The following is a 20,136-nucleotide window of genomic DNA, read 5'->3' as shown; positions in this document are numbered from 1 at the left end:
GCGAGTGAACTTTCTCCTGCTTTGCTTGACTGAAGTTGTCTTTAAAATGGATTGGATGTTCCAACGGCGACCTCAAAATGAGGTCGCCGTTTTTCTCCTTGAAGTGCGTTTTTATTCAACGCCTTTTACTTGCCGAATGGATTGCTTGTAATACTGGTCGCGGGTGTTGGTGTCGCGGCGACGCTTGGGGTGGCGCTCGTCGTATAGCCATCGCTCAAGGTTCGTAAGAAGGCGACCAGATCATCACCCTCGGCGGCGGTGAACGCAGGACCTGCGCTGGCAGGGCGATTGAATGGCGCACGATCGCTCACAATGTTTTTTCGATAGGCGACAGGCAGATCATTGGCAATGCCGCTAGGGCCATACCAACGACGTGGATCGGCGTTCCGTGTAGCGTAGAAGGCCACCACATCATTCAGATTTTTGAAGAAGCCGTTGTGCATATAGGCTTCACGTAGCGCGACATTGCGCAGGCTTGGCATACGGAATTTGCCACAAAAATCTTCGATACTCATGGTGGCGGGAACGACCGAGGTGAGCGCGGGTTTGGTGCGGGCGGGACCACAAATGCCGAGGTCAAAGAAACTGGGATTCACATTTTGCGGAATCGCTGTATTGCGTGGAACTCCCAGTGCGAAAAAAGCAAAATTGGTGAACAGATTATCTTTCGGATCTTTCGAACTAGGTTTCATGCTGTGGCAGGAAACGCAGTTGGCGCGGCGCGTATCCATGAATAAATTCATGCCACGTAATTCGTTGGCGGCAAGTGTCGTTTTACCTTGTACAAAGGCGTCATACTTCGAGGTAAAGGAGCGAAAGCCTGGGTTGTTTTCATACGCAGCAATCGCTTCGCCAATTTTTTGGAAGGCTAAGTTCGGGTTCGAGAAGATGGTATTCCCAAACTCCGCGCGCATGAGTGAAGCATACGGTGCTGCGGCGACTTTCTGTACGACCGCGGCCGCATCCGGATTATTCATCTCAGCTGCGGCGAGGAAAGGACCTAGAGCTTGTTGGGCGAGTGTGTCGGCGCGGCCATCCCAAAAGTGCCCGCCGACAGCCACCACGCCGAGTGGACGACTTTGAAATGAGAAGCTAGGGACGAAGCTGTTGTAGGCATTGCTCATCGCATTGCGTAGACCTAAGCGACCTGCGATACTGCCTTGAGGAACGCCGTTGCGTGAGCCATGGTTGCTCGCGAATCCTGTACCGGCGGTATGGCAGCTAACACAAGCAGTACCCGCTGGCACAGAGAGGTTGCGATCGGTAAACAGCATTTGTCCTATTGTTTCTAAGCGTGTCTGTGCGACCGGCGTTTGTGGAATAGGATTGCTCGCAACGGGAGACGGTATAGGCGTCGGAATAGGCGTCGGCGTTGAAGTAACAGGAGGTCTAGGCGCTTGCGCTTGGGCGATGCAACTTGCTAAGAAAAAAACGCCACCCATTGCAGCGCGCAGCAGTTGCGGAGGTAAGGCTGTTTGCGATGGTGATTGAGGGGAATGCATAGGACCTCCAGCGTGATGGAATCAGTTGTCAAGAATGGACGAAGTTGCTTGAAAAACGCTCTGGTATGTCTTTAATAAGATGAGGTTTTCTTCGCCTTGGATGAAAGCCTAGGGGAACAATGTGAAGAAAAAATGAAGATGTGAAGAGAAATTGGTACGCAGAAAAAAATCTTGAATAGCCGTTGTGACGATTCGATTTTGTTTGCCAGCTTCATGATTTCTTCATACTCTTTGTCTACAATGCTGCGACCCTCTCGCTGACATATCAAAAAGGAAAATTGTGGTGCGACTGAGTATTGCGAAAAAGATTTCACTATCGGTCATTCTCATTCTGGTGATGAGTGTGAGTGGTCTTGCATGGCTGAGTAGTCGTAGTTTGCAATCAGGTTTTAATACCTATCTCAAAGAAAAACAGCAGCAAGAATTGGTGAAAGTGGCGAAGGCTTTCGCTGGATATTACCGAGCGCATGGTAGCTTCGCCGACCTCTGGCATAACCCACAAGTGGTACGTCCGATTTTGAATCGAGCGCTTGATCGCGGAATGCAGAGCGAGGCTGAACTAGGTGACGCGCCGCCTCCGGAACGTGCGCGACCCGAAGGTCGACCACCACCACGCGACCGGCGCGCTGCATCGCGGCCAGAGGGCCCTCCGTTAGGGATGGAGTTTGGTCCTCGTCTCAGCCTGCTCGATGCACATGGTGAGCCGGTATTTGGACCTTTGCGCAATCCCAATACAAGTTTGCAGTCCCCAGTTGAAGTCGACGGCCAACGTGTTGGTACCATGCTTGCACCGATCCCAGAATTCCAATTAGAAAAAACCACGGCCGATTTTGTTGGAACTCAAATTCGGCACATACTTACTTTTGCGATTGTCTTATTGGCTTTGGCCACACTTGCCAGTATTTGGTTAGGCCAGCATTTGGTGAAGCCGATCGCGAGTTTGCGACGGGTGACGCAAGAAATTGCACGGGGTCGTTTGCACACGCGGGTTGAAGTTGAGAGGCAAGACGAACTCGGTAGCTTAGCTGAACACATTAATCGTATGGCCAGTGCTTTGGAGGCGAATGAAACGAAGCGGCGCAAAATCATGGCTGATATGTCGCATGAATTACGTACACCGCTGACCGTGATGCGAGCCGAAGTGGAAGCCTTGATCGATGGTGTTCGGCCATTGAATCAAGAGGCGATTCGTTCGATTGAGGCAGAGATTCAACATCTGAATAAGCTCGTGGAGGATTTGCACCAGCTCGCTTTGGCTGATAGCGGTGGTTTGCGTTTCCAATTTTCCCAGTTCGATTTGATTGATCTGCTGAAGCGGGTCAGCGAACGGATGCAAGCGCGCTTGCGTGAGGTTGATTTGCGCTTGATACTCGATCTTCCCGAGCATCCTGTAATGCTTGAGGCCGATGCGTCACGCTTAACTCAGGTACTCGAGAATCTGTTTGAAAATAGTATGCGTTACACCAATGCTGGCGGCAGCTTACGCCTTTGTGTGCGTCAACAGGCGGGCTTGGTTACAGTGACCGTAGAAGACAGTGAGCCAGGACTTGGTGATGGCAATTATGAGGCGCTGTTCGAGCGTTTATATCGTGAAGATCAAGCCCGTTCGCGGGCCAAAGGTGGAAGTGGGCTTGGCTTGGCGATCTGTAAAACGATCATTCAGGCACATTACGGTGAAATTAAAGCGTGTGCATCAGCATTAGGCGGCTTGAAAATTGAATTCTTGCTGCCTTCGCAGCAGCGTAAGCAAGGTCAATAAAAGAACAAGAGAGAGCAAAAAAAGGGCGTGCACGCTGCTCGATTATTAGGGACTGTGAAGATACGATGAATCAACAAGCACATATTTGTATCGTAGAAGACGACGAAAAGATCGCCAAGGTCTTGCTTGATTATCTGCATGCAGATCATTATCAAACGACCCATTTCATTGACGGTGCGTCGGCCTTTCAAGCCTTGCGTACACAAAAGTTTGACCTTGTCTTACTGGATCGTATGTTGCCGGGAATGGATGGCATTTGTTTGTGTCAGGCACTGCGCAACTTCAGCGCTGTTCCCGTCATCATGTTGACAGCCATGATCGCTGAGGACGATAAATTAGATGGCTTAGAAGCGGGTGCCGATGATTATGTTTGTAAGCCATTTAGCCCACGCGAAGTTTTAGCGCGAGTCAAAGCACAATTGCGTCGCATGCAGCTGGCAAGTCATGCGGATGCGTTAGAAGTTTGGCCTTACGTCGTCAATCAGGAACATCGAAGTATTACAGTGCAGGGACAGCTCCTCAATTTGACCCCAGTCGAATATCGCATTTTGGCGGAACTCTTCTTGCATCCAGGACGTGTGTACACGCGTCAGCAACTATTGGATCTGGCGCTCGACGATAATCGCGAGAGTAGCGATAGAACAATTGATGTACATATCAAAAATGTACGTAAAAAACTCGACGCCGTAAGTTCCTTGGCAGAGCGTCTGCAATCCGTCTATGGGGTTGGTTATCGCTTTGCCTTAGCGCAAGATTGAAGCTCTTTTTTGCAGCGCTTTTTGCAGCTCTATTAAGCCTTCGGTTTTAGACCGTTTCTAAGCTGTTCCTCGTACAAATTGGCTTGTGTCCCGCAGTGGGGCCATCCGTTCAATCCGTCTTTTCCGTCATTTGATCCAGACTTTTGGCAGTTCGTCGCATAGGCCTAGTACTTGACTTGGGGCTTATATACAGTACAGCCATCGAAACACAATTTCGATAAAAAAACGAACCGAAAACGGTACGTAAATTGAAGAAACAAATTGACGAAATTTTAGATAGATCTTAAGGAGAACATCATGAAAACCATTACCGCAACTGCTATCGTATCTGCTGCTTCTGCATGCTTGAGCTCTTTGCTCTTCGTTGGTGTCGTCGCAGTCACTGCAAGTACCGAAGTCAGCGCAAATGCCAACACAGTACAAACAGTCACAGTAAAAGCAAATCGCATGACAGACGCTGAAAAACAAGCTTACGATTTGGAAATGACACAATCTGCACCAGTGCAAGTTGTTGAAATTCACGCTAAACGTTTGACTGCTGCTGAAAAAGCTCGCTTGGCTGCTGAGTAAGTTTTTAGACTGAGTGTCTTCGTCGAGTGAATCAGCGACGAGTCAACACGTGGGATGCGAGGCTAAAATGGCCGCCCAAATTTGAGTTGGAAATCACTTGAGTTGATGCTGGCGTAAGTAAGAAGCAGTTTGCAATAGGTAGTCAGCAATACGTAGTAAGTAATATGTAGTAAGTAAAACCAAGTGAACTAAACGAAGTTAGCAACAAGCAGTTCGCAACAAGTAGTTGGTAATACAGAGTAAGCAGTAATGCGCAGCACGAGAGACATGGTGCATTGATAGATCTGGAAGACTAGGTCTTTGCGTCGAGTACCATCAGATCATGAGAAGGCAGGTTTTCAATGATCTGTGCGCGTATCGATGATCGATACGGGAAGTGCTCAGTGTAAAGTGCATTGAAATGCATTAAATTGAATTGGTGTACCCACGCAGCACGTCGCATCAGTAAATTTGCATCTGATCACGTGTTATGGCGCCGGTACACCGGGGCCGGAAATTTCTAGTTCCCCATTTCTAAAGCCCTTTGCGGCAGACCACCTCAGCCTTTCTTCAACTGCAGGTCGTACAGACCAGTGCAGATTCATTTTATTATTCCATCGAAAATCAAGCCGCATCAATTGGGCGCGAATTTTAGATGCGTATTTTCTCAGAACCCATTACGCCATTCGCGATCGAGCCAGTCGTACATCATTAAGGAATATGAGGCGGCGAAAAGAATTTTTTTGGTATTGGGGCTATTCGATTTTTCTAGCCAGACTTTAGGAGTTTGCCCCTCGAAGGACATCGCCGCCATGTGTGCCTGGTCTTTGAAGAAATGCAGTCCAGAAGTTTTGGCAATCTGAAAAGGCATGTCTCGCCATTGACCATTCACCAAGAATTGATTTCCCTTTTCGTGTTCGACCGTGTAGTAGTCCGTTGCACTTTCAGAGATGGGACGGCCCAGCTGTATGGTCGGTAATTGTGTGCCTTCGGCATCGAGACTGAGCTGCCAAACTTGGTTTTCCAGCATTAACTCGCAGCGAAGAAAACCATAGAGGCGATCTGTGGAGGTAGACGTCGAACTTCTGTCGTTCCCTTTGCGATCACGTTCTTGACGTTCGATAAATGTGACATCGCTGAGTTGATACAACTGACATTGAACATCGACGGGTTCGGGCGTGAGATTTGATGTGACGTTTGGAACTACTTGGAAACGGTATTCGCGCTCGCTACTCAGTTTATATTGCTGCCGAATGCTTGGACGCATGCCCAGCACTTCATTCCACAAGAAGCGGGTAAAACGATCTGCACCATTTAACTGAATGCCACTGACACCGCTGCTCGAAAAGAATTGCTCACTGCGTTGTGAACGTGAGCGAGAAATATTCATCGAATGCACGAGAAACTGCGGCGTGTTCTGCTCAAAATGTTGATCTTTGTATTGTGCGATGGGTTTGCGTACTGCGATGACTTCTGCGTTTTGCTCGAAACCATTCGGAAGCGGAATGCGTTGATCTTGAACAGTTTGACATGCACTGAGTCCCAAGCAAGCGAGTGTTATGCTCAAGACGCTGGCGGTAGGTTTGAAATAACGGGAAAAGTAGTGCATAGCATCCTCGAAAAAGATCGGACTGAATGTGAAAGTGAGAATCATAGTGAGGTAGCGTAAAACTACAAACATCTAGATTCAAGTATCATTTGACGATGCTTTGTGGCTTACTCTTTGCCAGATCTCATGGTGTATTAGCTTATTGCACTTACTTTAAGCTGACTTTGCGCTGACTTTGTGTTCGACAGCGTAGAAGTGCAAGAACATGTCAGCACAGACTTGGATCAATTGCTTTTGCTGTGTTTCATCGAGCACGCTTTGGCCCATCGCGACCTGAGGCCAAAACGCTAGGGACTTGAGTTGCCCTTGTAGCATTTCACCCATCAAGTGCGAATCGCCCGCTTTGAGGCGACCGTCTTCTTGCGCCGCTTTGATCCACGCCACAATGCCATCCTCTTGATTCTTGAGTCGCTCAACCATATCGCGGGCACGATCAGGGGTATGAATGGTTGCGGCGACCGCGACACGCACAAGGTCAATGAAATCCGGCTTGCAGATCATTTGCATTTTCTTGTTTAAGAAATCAAACAACTGCGGTTTCAAAGCGCGTTTGGCTTCGTACTTGAATTCATTTTCTGCGGTCGCCGTTTCCCATAGATGAAGCAGGATGGCAGCAAAGAGCTCTTCTTTGCTGGGGAAATGGTTATATACGGTGCGCTTCGAGACTTCCGCAGTCGCGGCGATCTTGTCCATGCTAGTCGCTTCAAAACCAGAGTTTCGAAACTCCAAAATAGCTGCTTGCAAAATGGCAAGGCGTTTGCGGTCGGTTTGGCGAAGTGGCGCGTTCATAGTTCGCTGCTTTTTTTGCATCTGTTTTTGTTTGATAGGGCAATTCGATTGAATTTTACACTAAGTAGTTTACTTTATTTTGATTTAAAACTACACTGTGTAGTGTACTTATTTCCTCGGCCTCAAAAAATCACGGCGATGTGGAAGGTACTTGTAATGATTTGCAGGTGAACCAATATGCAGACCATTGTGCTCATTAGCTGAAAAGATGAGGGAGCGGGAACTCCGACAGGTGGTCGCGGTAAAACGAGAACTGAGAGAAGGTGAATCGATGGACAAGGTAAAACATGAGTTGGAGCAGAAACAATCCGCATCAGGCAAATTTGATAATCAACGCGCTTTGCGTGAGCCTGGTTTCGGCAAAGGTTTGAAGATTATATGGGACTTCTTTTTTAATAAGCCAAAGAACACCGTTCCAAGTGGCAGCATTCCCGTGATGGACTTGTCTCGTGAAGACTTACTCACTGCACCGGATAACACGCTGTATCGTTTGGGGCATTCGAGTTTGCTGCTGAAACTTCATGGTGCATTTTTCTTGCTGGACCCAGTCTTTTCAGAGCGCGCTTCACCTTTCCAATGGATGGGCCCGCGTCGTTTCCATGCGCCGCCGATCAGTATTGAACAACTGCCCCCGATCAAAGCGGTGATTCTCTCGCACGATCATTACGATCATTTGGATTACGCCGCAGTGCTTGCATTAGATACGAAAGTAGAGCACTTCATCACACCGAGTGGTGTCGGTGATCGACTCATTAAGTGGGGCATTTCCGCCAATAAGATTCAACAATTGACGTGGTGGCAGAGTACACAAGTGGCTGGTGTAGAACTGATAGCGACACCGGCACAGCATTTCTCGGGGCGTGGCTTGAATGATCGCAATAAGACCTTGTGGGCCTCATGGACCATCTTAGCGCAAGACTTACGCGTCTTCTTCAGCGGAGACTCCGGCTACTTCGCTGGCTTTAAAGAAATTGGCAAACGCTTCGGCCCCTTTGATTTAACGCTGATAGAAACCGGTGCCTATAACGAACAATGGCCCGATGTCCACATGCAGCCAGAAGAAAGCCTACAAGCCCATCTCGATCTGCAAGGGAAGACCATGCTACCCATCCACAATGGCACCTTTGATTTAGCTATGCATGCTTGGTACGAACCGTTTGAGCGCATCATCGCCTTGGCCGACACCGCCAAAGTCCGCATCAGTACACCGATGATGGGCGAGCCGGTTGATCTATCGGAAGCACAACGCGGCCAAGCATGGTGGCGGACACCACTCGCCGCACCAGTCAAGCGGGGTTATTGTCCAACTCGTGCGAAAGTGTTGGCAGGTTGAGATGAGGTGGGATAGATTCGGTTGGAGTGCGAGGTTGGCTAATGCCCCAATCTCGCACACCAAATGATCAAAAACAAAAAAGCCCTGTTATCGCTAACAGGGCTTTGTTTTGTCTGGTGGGGGCATTATTTATGACGCATTATTTCGATGTTTTCAGATGGCCTTATTTGACCTGCAACATATTTTTACCAACGAAAGCACCAGAACAAGGTCGCAGCGCCTTCGACGTTCTTCAATTAATGAATGTGATTGCTTGCGTTAATTAATTCAGTCTGTGAATTTGACACCGGAATCCAAGGTATGGCAAATTGCCATTTATGAAATTATCATATTTTTGACTCCGATTATGCGAGTTAAGAAGCTTAAGTCGGTTTAAGCAAGCTCGTATACCTCACGCTATCTAGGCGATCGTTATGTTAAGTAGATTCACTCGTCAAAGTTGCGGCCTATTTTTGGTAGGTTTATGTCTATGCTTTCAGCAGGCCAAAGCACAATCAGTATCAGGAGACTCAGCGTCAGAATCGAAGCCGATTGTAACGGTTATAGGTCGCCTATCAATTCAAACCGAGGCAATCAATCCGCAGCAAAGTTACGAAGGATTATCTGCGAAAGATCGAGCAGTATTGCATAGTCAATGGGAACAAATCGCACAAGGTGATGAACCACCGTATCCTATCGATGGGTTGCAACCTTTCAGTGAACTGATGCGGCTATGTCTAATATCTGTGTTGCTTGCAAAGAAGGAATTGATCAGCGGTGAATTAATTTTTTTCGTAACGGTCGATTCTTCGGGGAGTGTTGTCGAAACAAGTTTGTTGGCGACTCCGAACGAACACATTTCTAACCTTGCACTGCGATTTGCGCAAGATATCAAATTTAAATCGGCCGTTTGTGGTGGAAAACCTTGCAAGATGGAGTATCCATTTCGGTTTAGATTCGACTCCCGTTAACTTGATGTCGTCCGATTCTTTCGCACCTTGGTAATACTTCCCGCACAGCTCCAACCCGAAAACAAAAAAGCCCTGTTATCGCTAACAGGGCTTTGTGTTCTGGTGGTGATAGGTGGACTTGAACCACCGACCCCAGCATTATGAGTGCTGTGCTCTAACCAACTGAGCTATATCACCAAGAAGCCCAAGATTATGCCAGCGAACTTTAAAAGCGTCAAGCGTTGATCTGTTCTGGGAATGGAAAAACTGGTCTGTGTGCTTAAGTTCGCTTAACTTCGCTTAGTTTGATTCGGTTTGGCCGGGCGGAATTTACGCTTGCGTGCTTTTTAGTGCTAATTCGACCACCTCTTGTGTGGCACGACTCGAATTGCAATCGATGACTTTGCGTTCGGGGATAGAGCGCAACCAAGTCAGTTGACGTTTGGCCAGTTGTCGCGTGGCGATGATGCCGCGTTCGCGCATTTCTTCGTAGTTGATGCTGCCGTCGAGATAATCCCAAGCTTGGCGATAGCCTACGCAACGGATTGAGGGGAGTTCTGCATGCAGTTCCGGGCGTTGCTTCAATTGAGTGACTTCATCGAGGAAGCCTTGTTCGAGCATGAGATCGAAACGACGCGCGATGCGTTCATGTAACACGGCGCGATCGCTTGGTTCTAGCGACAGCGAGAGCATCTCGAACGGCATCGCGCTGCGTGGCTGTTGGGCGATCAAGCTTGACATGGGTTTGCCGGTCAACATAAAAACTTCAAGCGCGCGTTGGATGCGTTGACTATCGTTAGGTTGAAGCCGAGCCGCGGTCTCAGGATCGACTTCGGCAAGGCGTGCATGCAAGCCTGGTGCGCCGATCTGTGCCATGTCGGCATCGAGTTGTGCACGAATCGCAGCGTCGGCAGGCGGCAGGTCGTCGATGCCGTTCATTAAAGCTTTGTAGTACATCATGGTGCCGCCCACCATAATCGGTAAGCGACCACGCGCACGAATTTCTTTGACTAGTCGAGCACTATCATTCAGAAACTGTGCGACCGAATACGATTCACTCGGATCAATGATATCGATCAGATGGTGCGGCGCTGCTGCTAACTCTTCTGCATTCGGTTTGGCCGTACCGATATTCATGTCGCGATACACCAAGGCGGAGTCGACAGAAATGATTTCAGCCGGGACCTCGCGTGCTATCGCCAGTGCCGCTGCGGTTTTACCCGAGGCGGTCGGGCCCATGATGGCGATGACGGGTGACGGATTCTGCATGATTACTGACCACGCATGAATAATTTGTCGAGATCATTTAAACCAAGCTGCACCCAAGTTGGCCGGCCGTGATTGCATTGATCAGAACGTTCCGTGCTTTCCATTTGTCTCAGCAAAGCATTCATCTCGACGATGGTTAAACTGCGATTGGCGCGTACCGCCGTATGGCAAGCCAAAGTGCCGAGCAATTCATTGCGTCGATCAATCAAGACCCGTGAGCCGCCAAATTCGCGGACGTCGCGGATCACATCGCGGGCCAAGGATTGCGCATCAGCGTTTCTCAATAAAGCTGGTACGGAACGTACGGCCAGAGTCGTGGGGGAGATCGCGCTAATATCAAAACCCAAGGAAGTAAAGATGTCTTGGTTCTCTTCGACCGTGCCAACTTCGACTGCATCGGCATGGAAGGTGACAGGGATCAATAAGGCTTGCACCGGCATATTGTTTTCGTCGAGCGCATTTTTTAATTGCTCGTACAGAATCCGTTCATGTGCAGCGTGCATGTCGACCAACACCAAGCCTTTACTGTTCTGCGCTAACACATAGATGCCATGCAGCTGTGCCAAGGCGAAGCCGAGCGGGTGATCGTCAGTCGGGAGTTCGCTGGCGCGAACGCCTGCAGTTTGATTTGCTCCAGCAATGTTGTTGTCACCGCCACCGAAGAAAGCACCATAGGCTTCAGTTGATTGACCAACACCCGCCGCTTGGGCATGTTGCTGCATGAAGCTGTAATCAATACCGTTGTTGGCGCGATAATCGAGGCTGGTGCCAGTGACTGGTGTGGCGAACTGCGATGAGAAACTGGTTTGCTCGCCGCCTATCCATGGCAGACGTCCACGATTACCGGTATTCAGACCACCACCATTGGCGTTGAGATCGCTATCGGCAATCAAGGCTGTCGCAGGGCCGGGCACGGTACCAAAAGAGGTGGCGGAAGTTTGCGCTAAGGCGCGATTGATCGCATGGAACACAAATTGATGCACCGAGCGACTATCACGGAATCGTACTTCGATTTTGGATGGATGGACGTTGACGTCAACCAAAGCAGGATCGAGATCGAGTGCGATCACATACGAGGGATAGCGGTCACCATGCAAGACATCTTGATAAGCGGCACGTACCGCATGGGTCAATAATTTGTCGCGCACGAAGCGGCCATTGACGTAGAAATACTGTGCGTCGGCTCGTCCTTTGGACGCCGTCGGCAAACCGATGAAACCGTGCAAACGTAAGGGACCCGCACTTTCGTCAATCGGCAAGCGGGCACTCGAAAACGAATCACCCAGAATGCTGGCACTGCGTTTGTCGAAGCCGCTGACATTCCAATGGTCGACCATCTTGCCATTGTGTGACAGCGAAAAACTGACATCAGGACGCGCCAAAGCGATGCGGCGCACAACCTCGGCGCAATGGCCAAATTCAGTCTGTTCCGATTTCAAGAATTTACGGCGGGCAGGCGTGTTGTAGTACAAATCCTGCACATCGACCGTGGTTCCTTGTCCGCCAGAAGCCGGCGTGATTTTGCCATTCTCGATTTGCCATGCATGTGGTGCATCCGCTGTCTTGGTCGTCAGCGTCAAAATCGCGACCGAAGCAATCGAAGCCAGCGCTTCACCGCGGAAACCCAAAGTTGCGACGTTTTCTAATTCTTCTAAGGAGGCAATCTTCGATGTCGCATGGCGTTGTACTGCGAGTGGTAACTGATCAGCCGGAATGCCTCGACCATTGTCAATAATTGCAATGCGCTTGACGCCGCCTTCATCGAGCTTAATCGTCACCGAACTGGCGCCTGCATCTAATGCATTTTCGAGTAGTTCTTTTACTACGGCCGACGGGCGTTCAACCACTTCACCTGCTGCGATTTGCGAGATCAAATGATCGGGAAGTGCTTGGATAGGGCGCACGGGAGTGAGATTTTCAGTATTTGCGTTCATGCTGGGATTATACCTGTGAAGTCTTGGTGTATGATGTCGCGCACTTTCGAAAAACAGACGCCAGCGTTGTTGTTGGCAGCTCGCCGTACAGTTGTACTGTCTTCGTTGCCACGCCTAGCTGGCGCAATTTTTCGAAAGCGCGCGAATGTATGCATTCCAAAAACAGACGCTAACGTTGTTGAAGCTAAGTTCGGTGCATGTCGGCAGTACCCAAAAAGAACCAAGGGCACGACCACTTGGTCTCACAGGACAAACAAAGGAGATTTATGGATTTTATGCAGTTGCTCGACATGGTATTGCATGTCGATAAGTCGCTCGGGATTTGGATTGCGCAGTACGGAACTTTGGTCTATGCCGTCTTGTTTGCCATTGTGTTTTGCGAGACCGCGTTTGTGATTTTTCCGTTTTTACCTGGCGATTCTCTGCTCTTTATCGCTGGCACCTTCTGCGCAACAGGAGCCATGAATCCTTGGTTCTTAGTCATCTTGTTGATTATCGCTTCGGTCACCGGCAATACTGTCAATTATTGGATTGGTCGCATGATCGGACATAAAGTAATGGAACGCGATTATCGATGGATCGATCGCGCAGCTTTGCAGAAGACGCATGATTTCTACGAGAAGCACGGTGGTAAAACGGTAGTCTTAGCACGTTTTATTCCATTGGTGCGCACCTTTGCACCATTCGTTGCCGGTGTCTCGGAAATGAGTTTCCGTAGCTTCCAGTTTTACAATGTTCTCGGTGCTTTGATTTGGATTATTTCCTTGGTGGCGAGTGGCTATTTCTTCGGTAATATCCCATTTATCAAGAACAACTTGAACGTGATCGTGTTAGTGGGTGTGGGTGCTGCAGTGATTCCAGTGGTCGCTGGCCTCGCCTGGAAATTTGGTCGCTCCATGTTCAGTAAATCAAAATAAATTCATCCCCAAGGGCGCCCATGCACACCGACAAACCCGCTCAGGTGATTTGGTTGCAAGCAGCGGCGCCCGTTAAGCCAGCCCTTGGCGAAACCTGTAATGGTTGCGGAGTGTGTTGCGCGACCGAAACCTGTCCAGTCGCACGGGTCTTTCTGTGGCAGTGGCGTGGTCCTTGCCGAGCACTCGAATGGCATAGTGATGGAGCGCATTACCGATGTGGAATGCTGCTTCATGCCAAGCAATATTTGAAGTTATTACCTCAAGCGTTTGAACCGCGTTTTCAAGGATGGATACGACGTTGGATCGCTGCTGGAACAGCGTGCGATTCGTCGGCGGAGATCCACGTTCAAGAGTGATCTTGTTGAATACAGATCCTAAACCTCAGCCAACATTTAGCCTCAGCTTCATGCCATCTTATTGCGCGCTAAGGGAGGATTCTTGGCGAGGTATTTTTTGATGCCACGTACGATCGCATCCGCCAGCTCTTCTTGATACGCTTCATCAGTCAGTTTGGCTTCTTCCTCAGGGTTTGAAATAAACGCCGTTTCAATCAAGATGCTTGGAATATCGGGTGCTTTGAGAACAGCAAAACCGGCTTGCTCGACCGAACCTTTGTGCAAGCGATTAATACCGCCGATCTCTTTCAAGACGACTTTCCCTAATTTCAAACTGTCATTGATCTGTGCGGTCGTAGACAAGTCGAGCAACACGCCGGCAAGATGTTTGTCTTGCGTATTGATATTCACGCCGCCAATCAAATCGGCATCGTTTTCCTTGTCGGCGAGCCAGCGCGCAGCGGTTGAACTTGCGCCGCGTTCAGAAAGCACAAACACCGAGGAGCCGCGTGCGTTTGCATTGACGAAGGCATCTGCGTGGATGGAAACAAAAAGATCAGCTTGAACGCCGCGTGCTTTGGCAACACGGGTTTGCAAGGGCACGAAAAAATCACCATCTCGCGTCAACATAACACGCATGTTCGGCAATTCGTCGAGTTTTTTCTTGAGCCGTTTGGCAATCGCCAATACGACGTCTTTTTCGCGACTACCGCGACGGCCAGAAGCGCCCGGGTCTTCGCCGCCATGACCAGGGTCCAGCGCGATGGTAATCATACGCACCACGGCGTCAGATTTTTCCTTGCTTTCCTCAGTATGGGTTGCGACTTTGCCAGTCGATTTCTCAATCGGAATTTCTTTGCCAGCCACGTCTGTTTTTGCAGTGACCTTATCGTCTAATTTCAAAACGGGTTTGGCCTCGTCTGGCTTGGAGGCGAGCTTGGCATTGGTTTTGTCGCTCGAATTTTCGGTTTTAGCGTCGGCTTTATTGTCCGTCTTTTTCTCGACTTTCTTTTCATCTTTCTTATCGATGGAAAGTTCAGCGACCTTCTCCGCGATTTTATCTGCTACCTTATCTGCGACTTTGTCGGCCGTCGTCGTGTCCTTGGCCCATTCGCCTTTTTCAATCAGCGCGGCAATCGGGTCAATTTCGACTGCGGGATAGAGATCAAACACCAAACGATGCTTATAGTTGGCGACCGGCTTAAGACTAAATACTTGCGGATTCACTTCGGCCTTCAAATCGAAAACCAAGCGCACCACGTTCGGACGATTTTGACCGACCCGTACTTGTTTGATGTAGGGGTCATTGGTTTGAATCTTAGCGACTAATTCTTTGAGCGTGGCGTTTAATGTCAGCCCTTCAATGTCGACCACCAGACGATGTGGATCTTTCACCAAGAAATGCGTCGCTTTGAGTTCCGCATCGTTTTCCAGAGTGACGCGTGTGTAATCAGCCGCTGGCCATACCCGAACCGCGAGAATTTGCATCGCCTGCGCGCTATGGGGCGCCATGACGGATAGCAAAAGCGCGCCTCCTGCTTTGAGGACGGTCCGGCGGTTAACGGGTGCAGAACGTTTCATTGGTTTTGGTCATCGAAGGTAACATCGCGTAAGCAAATGGCCGTGTGCAAGGCCAACGGCGGTGCCCGCATTATAAGCGTAAGTGCTATTTTTGGGGGGCGCACCGAGCGCGCGGCGTGGCTTACAGCCTAGGCGCAAAATGCAATTTGGACAAGCAAGTTTGCCCAGCGTCGGAATGTGCTTGGATCTCTACATCTCGGCCATCAGTGGGGATGCTGAGATAAATATCGAGATCTGGTTGCGGAAGTAAACCTTCCGCTTTTTCAGGCCATTCAATAATACAAATCGTATTGGCATTAAATTCATCACGAAAACCAGCTTCGATGAATTCCTCAGGGCTGCTCATACGATACAAATCGAAGTGCATGACTTTGCAGGCTTTGTCGTGGAGCGTGATCTGATAGGGCTCTGCCAGTGTGTAAGTGGGGCTTTTCACCTTGCCTTGATGGCCAGCGCCATGCAATAGGGCACGCGTAAGCGCGGTTTTTCCCGCACCAAGATCGCCGTGCAGGTAAATCGTCAAGCCCGCTTGTAAGCATCGCGCTAAACTTTTCCCTAAGGCTTGGGTTGCCTCTTCATCGATCAGGCTTGTTTTATAATGCTGCATATTCTGAATGAGTAAGAAAATATCCGTGCGGTCGAGGCTTAGTTTTGCTTGACCGCCGCAACCAAACATATCACAAGATGAGCGACCTCGTCCAATTAGCGCAGCAGATCAAAGAGCTCGGCCAGCAGGCTGGGTTTGCTGACGTGCGTATTAGTGATGTGGATTTAAGCGCGGTTGAGCCGCGTTACCATCAATGGATACAAGCGGGCTATCACGGCGAAATGGCCTACATGGAAAGCCATGGCAGCAAGCGTTACCGCCCCGATGAATTGGTGCCGGGAACAGTGAGGGTGATCAGCGCGCGCATGAATTATTTGCCGCAATCCACCAACGATGATTGGCGCCAGCGAGAAAAACAGCATGGGCCTGATACAGCCGTGATCTCGATGTATGCGCGAGGTCGCGACTATCATAAGGTGCTGCGACAGCGATTACAGCAATGGGCTGAACGAATCGCCAGCTTGGTTGGGACTTATTCCTATCGCGTGTTCACCGATTCGGCTCCCGTCATGGAAGTCGCCTTGGCAGAGAAAGCAGGTCTCGGTTGGCGTGGTAAGCATAGTTTGTTATTGACGCGGGAATCGGGGTCCTTGTTTTTTCTTGGTGAGATCTTGGTCGATATTCCTTTGCCCGTTGATCCCCCGACCAGCGATCATTGTGGTCAATGTCGCAGTTGCATGGATGTGTGTCCAACGCAAGCAATTGTGGCACCGTACCAAGTCGATGCACGGCGTTGCATTTCCTATTTGACGATCGAGCTACATGGCAGTATCCCTGTCGAATTTCGTCAAGCGATAGGGAATCGTGTATATGGTTGCGATGATTGTCAGTTGTACTGCCCGTGGAATAAGTTCGCACAAAAAGCCGTGGTAGATGACTTCGAAGTACGTCATCAACTCGATGCGAGTCGCATGCTGCATTTGTTTTCCTGGGATGAGCCAACTTTCTTGCGCATGATGGAGGGAAGTGCTATTCGTAGAATTGGACATGGGCGTTGGCTGCGTAATTTGGCGGTCGGCCTAGGCAATGCTTTGACGCACTTAGAAAAGATGCGCGATGATGCGCTCTTGGCAGAGCAAAAAACGAGCTTAGAGAGTCGTATTCTCGAAGTAAAAGAAAGTCTACGGCAGCGCTTGGATGATCCCTCAGAAGTAGTGCGCGAGCACGTACGGTGGGCTTTGTCTCAGGCGAGCTGATCACAAACAATGTTGCGATTTGTCGGGATTGCGATTCATCGGGAAGTAGCTCGATCGCTTTATAACGCTGGCACGCACATTACTTTAAAAGACCCGCCAATTCCACGGCTGACTTGATCTGCATCTTCTCGAAGATATTAGAACGATGAACTTCGACGGTGCGCATGCTAATGCCGAGGTCGTCCGCAATCTGTTTGTTCATGCGACCAAGTAAAATCAAATCTAACACCTCGCGTTCACGCTGCGACAAACTTTGTAAGCGTTTTTGAACATCAAAAGCGGCGCTGGCTTTGAGTGAAGCTGTCATCGCTTGCTGTACGCGGTCCATTAAATTGTTGTCGTTGAATGGCTTTTCAACGAAATCGAAAGCCCCGCGTTTGAGCGCATCCACTGCCATCGGTACGTCGCCGTGCCCTGTTAAGAAAATAACGGGTAGCCGTTGCGTCAACTGCTGTGCACTTAATATGTCGAATAATGCGATCCCATTCATTTCAGGCATACGCACATCGAGCAAAAGGCAATCACCTTCCTCGCTAAAGGGAATGCCACCATGCACCAATTCGAGAAAGGCCGCGGCGCTTGCAAAACTTTGATTTTTGATTTGGCGTGACTGAGCAAGCCAACCGAGGGCATCACGTAATACTTCTTCGTCGTCAACGATGTAAAGCATATCTCTTCCCTTACTTTTCCTGTGAGTCGTTGCCTTGTAGGTCTTTTGCTTCTCCAGTGATCGCGGCGAGGCTAAATTCGAAAATGGTGCCGCCCTGTGGATGTGGACGATGCTGTAGCTGACCACCATGAAACTCGACCGCGGTTCTGCAAATATTAAGTCCCATTCCCATACCGCTACTTTTGGTAGAAAAGAAGGGCGAGAACAGTTGCTGTGCGACTTCGTCGTTGATACCGTGGCCGCGATCTTGCACACTGATTTGCACTCGACTTTGAGTGCTGAATTTGTCGCTCTCGTTGGAATGTATCTGACTCACGACAATCTTGAGATGACGTAGCTCAGGTGGGTTTTGCGCCATTGCTTCAATCGCATTGCGACTCAAGTTTAAGATCACTTGTTCGAGAAGGACGCGGTCGCCGGCGACCATGGGTAGATGTGCTTGTACTTCGACCTGCACCTTCACCTGAGCGCTGTGTGCTTGTAGCTCTACCAATGGTAAAAGGTTGGAAATTAGTTCATCGAGTGCCAAAGGCGCACGCGCTGTTTCGCGTTTGCGCACGAATTCATGCACACTCTTAATCACTTGCCCCGCGCGTTGAGCTTGATCGCGCGCCTTCTCTAAGGCAAGCCGCAGATGCATGGGTTCTAAGTTCGGCTGCTCCAAGATATTCAGTGCGCCAGTGGTGTAACTCGAAATCGCAGCGAGTGGCTGGTTGAGTTCATGGGCTAGCATGGATGCCATTTCACCCATAGTGGCTAAGCGCGCATTTGCATGCATTTTTTCTTCGTGTTGACGACTTAATTCTTCCGCCCGTTTCAGTTCTGAAACATCAAGAATGGAGCTCATCCAACCAGTTTGTTTACCATGCTCATCGACCAACGCTGATTCGTGAATGAGGACAGGAAAGCGCTCGCCATTGGCGCGTTGATAAATGGTTTCGTAAGCTTCTGGCTGCACTGTTCCAGTTAAGATTTGGGCGAAACGTTCTTGATAAGTTTCAGTCGCTTCAGGAGCCCAATAAGGCATAGGCGGCAGCCGACCAACGAGCTCGTCAGCCGGTACGCCTATCATCTTACAAAACGAGGGATTGACATAGGTAAGACGTCCCTCCATGTCGCGCGCTCTGAGTCCTGTCACTAAAGAGTTTTCCATGGCAGCACGAAACGCAGCTTCTTTGCGCAGCGCACCTTCAGCGCGCAGACGGCGATTGATGTCACGCCAGAGAGCAATCAAACTCCACACCAAACCCAAAGAGAGAATCACGACCGAGACCACCAGCAAATTAGAGAGTAGCTTGGGCTCAGTCTTGATGCTATTGGTGTGTAGCGTGAAATTCAATTGAGGAAATTCGAGGGCGCGATTGTGCGTATACACATTGCGCCCGAAACCACCGGCAGCGCGTTTCGCAACGACTTTCTCGTCAAAGTTGAGTAAGCGTAGTTCGTTTTCCTGCGCGAACCACCATGGCACGGTCTCATCCAGTAGGACTTGCAATCTGTAATTCACGAACACATTGCCAGCCACTTCACCATCTTGCACGACAGGAAAGCGACAAATCATGCCATCAATCTGCTTAGGATCGGGATGCGGCAGGCATTGTGGTTTGGGCGATAAGAACTGTAGTTTGTTTAGTTGCAGATAGGTTTGGCGCAGCACTTCAATCTGTGCTGGCTGATCGAGCTTGAGAAGACTACTTCCCAAAATTTGTTGTCGGCGATCAAAAATCAACGCTTGCGCGATTTCGTGATTGCTACTAACAAAAAGCCTTAGGCGTTCGAGTAGTTGAGTATTTTGGGTTTGATCATTGGCAATATGGATGAAATCGTGCGCGATCAAACTCAAACTCTCCTGATTTCGCGTGAATTGAAATTGCAAGGCTTGTTCGACCCACAAGGTGTCGGCGATCAATTGTTCTTGCCTTTCGTTCGCCTCTAATTTTTTGGCTTGCCAAGGTAGCCACAGCAAAACGGCGACAAACAACAGCACCAGCACGATAGGCAGCAGCCAAGGCCAGCTGACAAGGCCGAAACGCGTCAGCGGGTAGCGTTTGCTAGGACTGGGAATCTGATCCGGGATGGGCATGCTAGTGGTGTCGTTAGCTTGGAAAGTATCGTGTTCGTCTGTCGGTAAGGGGCTTTGCTCATTAAAGGCATGACAAAGTCGTTGGAGGCGTTCAACCGGTTATTTATCTTGAGCAGTACCTTCATCACTACCCTGAGCATAAATCAAAAAAGAGGCCGCTTTTCAAGCAACATGCCAATTTGTCTAAATCGCGCGACATTGTGGAAATCCACAGTTGCGCGCGCGCACGCCCACGCGCAAGATCGAAAGGCATTGTCCGTTGTTGTAGCTTTTGTTGCGACTTATGTTGTGGCTTATGTTGCGGCTTATTTATTAA

16 protein-coding genes and 1 tRNA gene are annotated in these 20,136 nt (G+C 49.5%); 7 read left to right on the top strand and 10 right to left on the bottom strand.

The genetic code is table 11. The annotated features are described in order from the left end of the window. Positions 1 to 125: 125 nt before the first annotated feature. Positions 126 to 1,502 carry a cytochrome-c peroxidase gene (locus RF679_RS13880; RefSeq protein WP_309481230.1) on the bottom strand — a complete coding sequence of 459 codons (1,377 nt, stop codon included), beginning with the start codon at positions 1,500 to 1,502 and terminating at the stop codon, positions 126 to 128. A gap of 283 nt (positions 1,503 to 1,785) precedes the next feature. On the opposite strand from RF679_RS13880, the gene RF679_RS13875 reads away from it, so the two are divergent. From RF679_RS13875 to RF679_RS13865, 3 genes are all read left to right on the top strand, one after another. Continuing rightward, on the top strand, positions 1,786 to 3,261 hold the full coding sequence (locus RF679_RS13875; RefSeq protein ID WP_309481229.1) for an ATP-binding protein: 1,476 nt from the start codon (positions 1,786 to 1,788) through the stop codon (positions 3,259 to 3,261). 65 nt (positions 3,262 to 3,326) lie between these two features. Next, on the top strand, positions 3,327 to 4,019 hold the full coding sequence (locus tag RF679_RS13870; protein WP_309481228.1) for a response regulator: 693 nt from the start codon (positions 3,327 to 3,329) through the stop codon (positions 4,017 to 4,019). A 297-nt stretch (positions 4,020 to 4,316) separates the two neighbouring features. After that, positions 4,317 to 4,589, top strand: a complete 273-nt coding sequence (locus RF679_RS13865; RefSeq protein ID WP_309481227.1) for a hypothetical protein — start codon at positions 4,317 to 4,319, stop codon at positions 4,587 to 4,589. 646 nt (positions 4,590 to 5,235) lie between these two features. Here RF679_RS13865 and RF679_RS13860 read toward each other — a convergent pair. Then, positions 5,236 to 6,177 carry a hypothetical protein gene (locus RF679_RS13860; protein ID WP_309481226.1) on the bottom strand — a complete coding sequence of 314 codons (942 nt, stop codon included), beginning with the start codon at positions 6,175 to 6,177 and terminating at the stop codon, positions 5,236 to 5,238. A 153-nt stretch (positions 6,178 to 6,330) separates the two neighbouring features. Continuing rightward, positions 6,331 to 6,966, bottom strand: coding sequence for a TetR/AcrR family transcriptional regulator (locus RF679_RS13855; protein ID WP_309481225.1), 636 nt, complete (start codon positions 6,964 to 6,966; stop codon positions 6,331 to 6,333). Between the two features lie 271 nt (positions 6,967 to 7,237). Between RF679_RS13855 and RF679_RS13850 the strand changes: the two genes are divergently transcribed. Continuing rightward, positions 7,238 to 8,299 (top strand): MBL fold metallo-hydrolase, encoded by a 1,062-nt coding sequence (locus RF679_RS13850; RefSeq protein WP_309481224.1) that lies wholly within the window; start codon positions 7,238 to 7,240, stop codon positions 8,297 to 8,299. Positions 8,300 to 9,349: 1,050 nt separating this feature from the next. On the opposite strand, the gene RF679_RS13845 is transcribed toward RF679_RS13850, so the two are convergent. The 3 genes from RF679_RS13845 to mutL all read right to left on the bottom strand — a co-directional run bounded on the left by RF679_RS13845 (position 9,350) and on the right by mutL (position 12,431). Further along, positions 9,350 to 9,426, bottom strand: a tRNA-Met gene (locus RF679_RS13845). 132 nt (positions 9,427 to 9,558) lie between these two features. After that, positions 9,559 to 10,497: a tRNA (adenosine(37)-N6)-dimethylallyltransferase MiaA gene (gene miaA / locus RF679_RS13840; RefSeq protein ID WP_309481223.1), complete on the bottom strand. Its 939-nt coding sequence runs from the start codon at positions 10,495 to 10,497 to the stop codon at positions 9,559 to 9,561. Between the two features lie 2 nt (positions 10,498 to 10,499). Beyond that, positions 10,500 to 12,431, bottom strand: a complete 1,932-nt coding sequence (gene mutL, locus RF679_RS13835; protein WP_309481222.1) for a DNA mismatch repair endonuclease MutL — start codon at positions 12,429 to 12,431, stop codon at positions 10,500 to 10,502. A 266-nt stretch (positions 12,432 to 12,697) separates the two neighbouring features. On the opposite strand from mutL, the gene RF679_RS13830 reads away from it, so the two are divergent. Beyond that, positions 12,698 to 13,348 carry a VTT domain-containing protein gene (locus tag RF679_RS13830; protein WP_309481221.1) on the top strand — a complete coding sequence of 217 codons (651 nt, stop codon included), beginning with the start codon at positions 12,698 to 12,700 and terminating at the stop codon, positions 13,346 to 13,348. A 20-nt stretch (positions 13,349 to 13,368) separates the two neighbouring features. Then, complete coding sequence (locus RF679_RS13825; protein ID WP_309481220.1) at positions 13,369 to 13,704, top strand: hypothetical protein; 336 nt, start codon at positions 13,369 to 13,371, stop codon at positions 13,702 to 13,704. 48 nt (positions 13,705 to 13,752) lie between these two features. Here the strand turns inward: RF679_RS13825 and RF679_RS13820 are convergent, their stop codons facing one another. Together RF679_RS13820 and tsaE are read right to left on the bottom strand one after the other, a co-directional pair. Beyond that, positions 13,753 to 15,264, bottom strand: a complete 1,512-nt coding sequence (locus RF679_RS13820; protein WP_309481219.1) for an N-acetylmuramoyl-L-alanine amidase — start codon at positions 15,262 to 15,264, stop codon at positions 13,753 to 13,755. Positions 15,265 to 15,385: 121 nt separating this feature from the next. Next, positions 15,386 to 15,871 (bottom strand): tRNA (adenosine(37)-N6)-threonylcarbamoyltransferase complex ATPase subunit type 1 TsaE, encoded by a 486-nt coding sequence (gene tsaE / locus RF679_RS13815; protein ID WP_309481218.1) that lies wholly within the window; start codon positions 15,869 to 15,871, stop codon positions 15,386 to 15,388. 77 nt (positions 15,872 to 15,948) lie between these two features. Here tsaE and queG point away from each other — a divergent pair, with 77 nt between their 5' ends. Further along, positions 15,949 to 17,067 (top strand): tRNA epoxyqueuosine(34) reductase QueG, encoded by a 1,119-nt coding sequence (gene queG, locus RF679_RS13810; RefSeq protein WP_309481217.1) that lies wholly within the window; start codon positions 15,949 to 15,951, stop codon positions 17,065 to 17,067. Positions 17,068 to 17,146: 79 nt separating this feature from the next. Here the strand turns inward: queG and RF679_RS13805 are convergent, their stop codons facing one another. Continuing rightward, positions 17,147 to 17,737, bottom strand: a complete 591-nt coding sequence (locus tag RF679_RS13805; protein WP_309481216.1) for a response regulator transcription factor — start codon at positions 17,735 to 17,737, stop codon at positions 17,147 to 17,149. A 10-nt stretch (positions 17,738 to 17,747) separates the two neighbouring features. Continuing rightward, complete coding sequence (locus RF679_RS13800) at positions 17,748 to 19,820, bottom strand: two-component system sensor histidine kinase NtrB (protein ID WP_309481215.1); 2,073 nt, start codon at positions 19,818 to 19,820, stop codon at positions 17,748 to 17,750. Positions 19,821 to 20,136 lie beyond the last annotated feature (316 nt).

The organism is Undibacterium cyanobacteriorum, from assembly GCF_031326225.1.
Classification (GTDB): domain Bacteria; phylum Pseudomonadota; class Gammaproteobacteria; order Burkholderiales; family Burkholderiaceae_D; genus Undibacterium; species Undibacterium cyanobacteriorum.
The sequence above is the reverse complement of the archived record's forward strand: the minus strand, read 5'-3'. Positions and strand labels throughout refer to the sequence as shown.

Coding starts and splice junctions, on each gene's coding strand:
- RF679_RS13880 (WP_309481230.1), bottom strand. CDS start 1,502: ATGCATTCCCCTCAATCACCATCGCAAACAGCCTTACCTCCGCAACTG.
- RF679_RS13870 (WP_309481228.1), top strand. CDS start 3,327: ATGAATCAACAAGCACATATTTGTATCGTAGAAGACGACGAAAAGATC.
- RF679_RS13865 (WP_309481227.1), top strand. CDS start 4,317: ATGAAAACCATTACCGCAACTGCTATCGTATCTGCTGCTTCTGCATGC.
- RF679_RS13860 (WP_309481226.1), bottom strand. CDS start 6,177: ATGCACTACTTTTCCCGTTATTTCAAACCTACCGCCAGCGTCTTGAGC.
- RF679_RS13855 (WP_309481225.1), bottom strand. CDS start 6,966: ATGAACGCGCCACTTCGCCAAACCGACCGCAAACGCCTTGCCATTTTG.
- RF679_RS13850 (WP_309481224.1), top strand. CDS start 7,238: ATGGACAAGGTAAAACATGAGTTGGAGCAGAAACAATCCGCATCAGGC.
- miaA (WP_309481223.1), bottom strand. CDS start 10,497: ATGCAGAATCCGTCACCCGTCATCGCCATCATGGGCCCGACCGCCTCG.
- mutL (WP_309481222.1), bottom strand. CDS start 12,431: ATGAACGCAAATACTGAAAATCTCACTCCCGTGCGCCCTATCCAAGCA.
- RF679_RS13830 (WP_309481221.1), top strand. CDS start 12,698: ATGGATTTTATGCAGTTGCTCGACATGGTATTGCATGTCGATAAGTCG.
- RF679_RS13825 (WP_309481220.1), top strand. CDS start 13,369: ATGCACACCGACAAACCCGCTCAGGTGATTTGGTTGCAAGCAGCGGCG.
- RF679_RS13820 (WP_309481219.1), bottom strand. CDS start 15,264: ATGAAACGTTCTGCACCCGTTAACCGCCGGACCGTCCTCAAAGCAGGA.
- tsaE (WP_309481218.1), bottom strand. CDS start 15,871: ATGCAGCATTATAAAACAAGCCTGATCGATGAAGAGGCAACCCAAGCC.
- queG (WP_309481217.1), top strand. CDS start 15,949: ATGAGCGACCTCGTCCAATTAGCGCAGCAGATCAAAGAGCTCGGCCAG.
- RF679_RS13805 (WP_309481216.1), bottom strand. CDS start 17,737: ATGCTTTACATCGTTGACGACGAAGAAGTATTACGTGATGCCCTCGGT.
- RF679_RS13800 (WP_309481215.1), bottom strand. CDS start 19,820: ATGCCCATCCCGGATCAGATTCCCAGTCCTAGCAAACGCTACCCGCTG.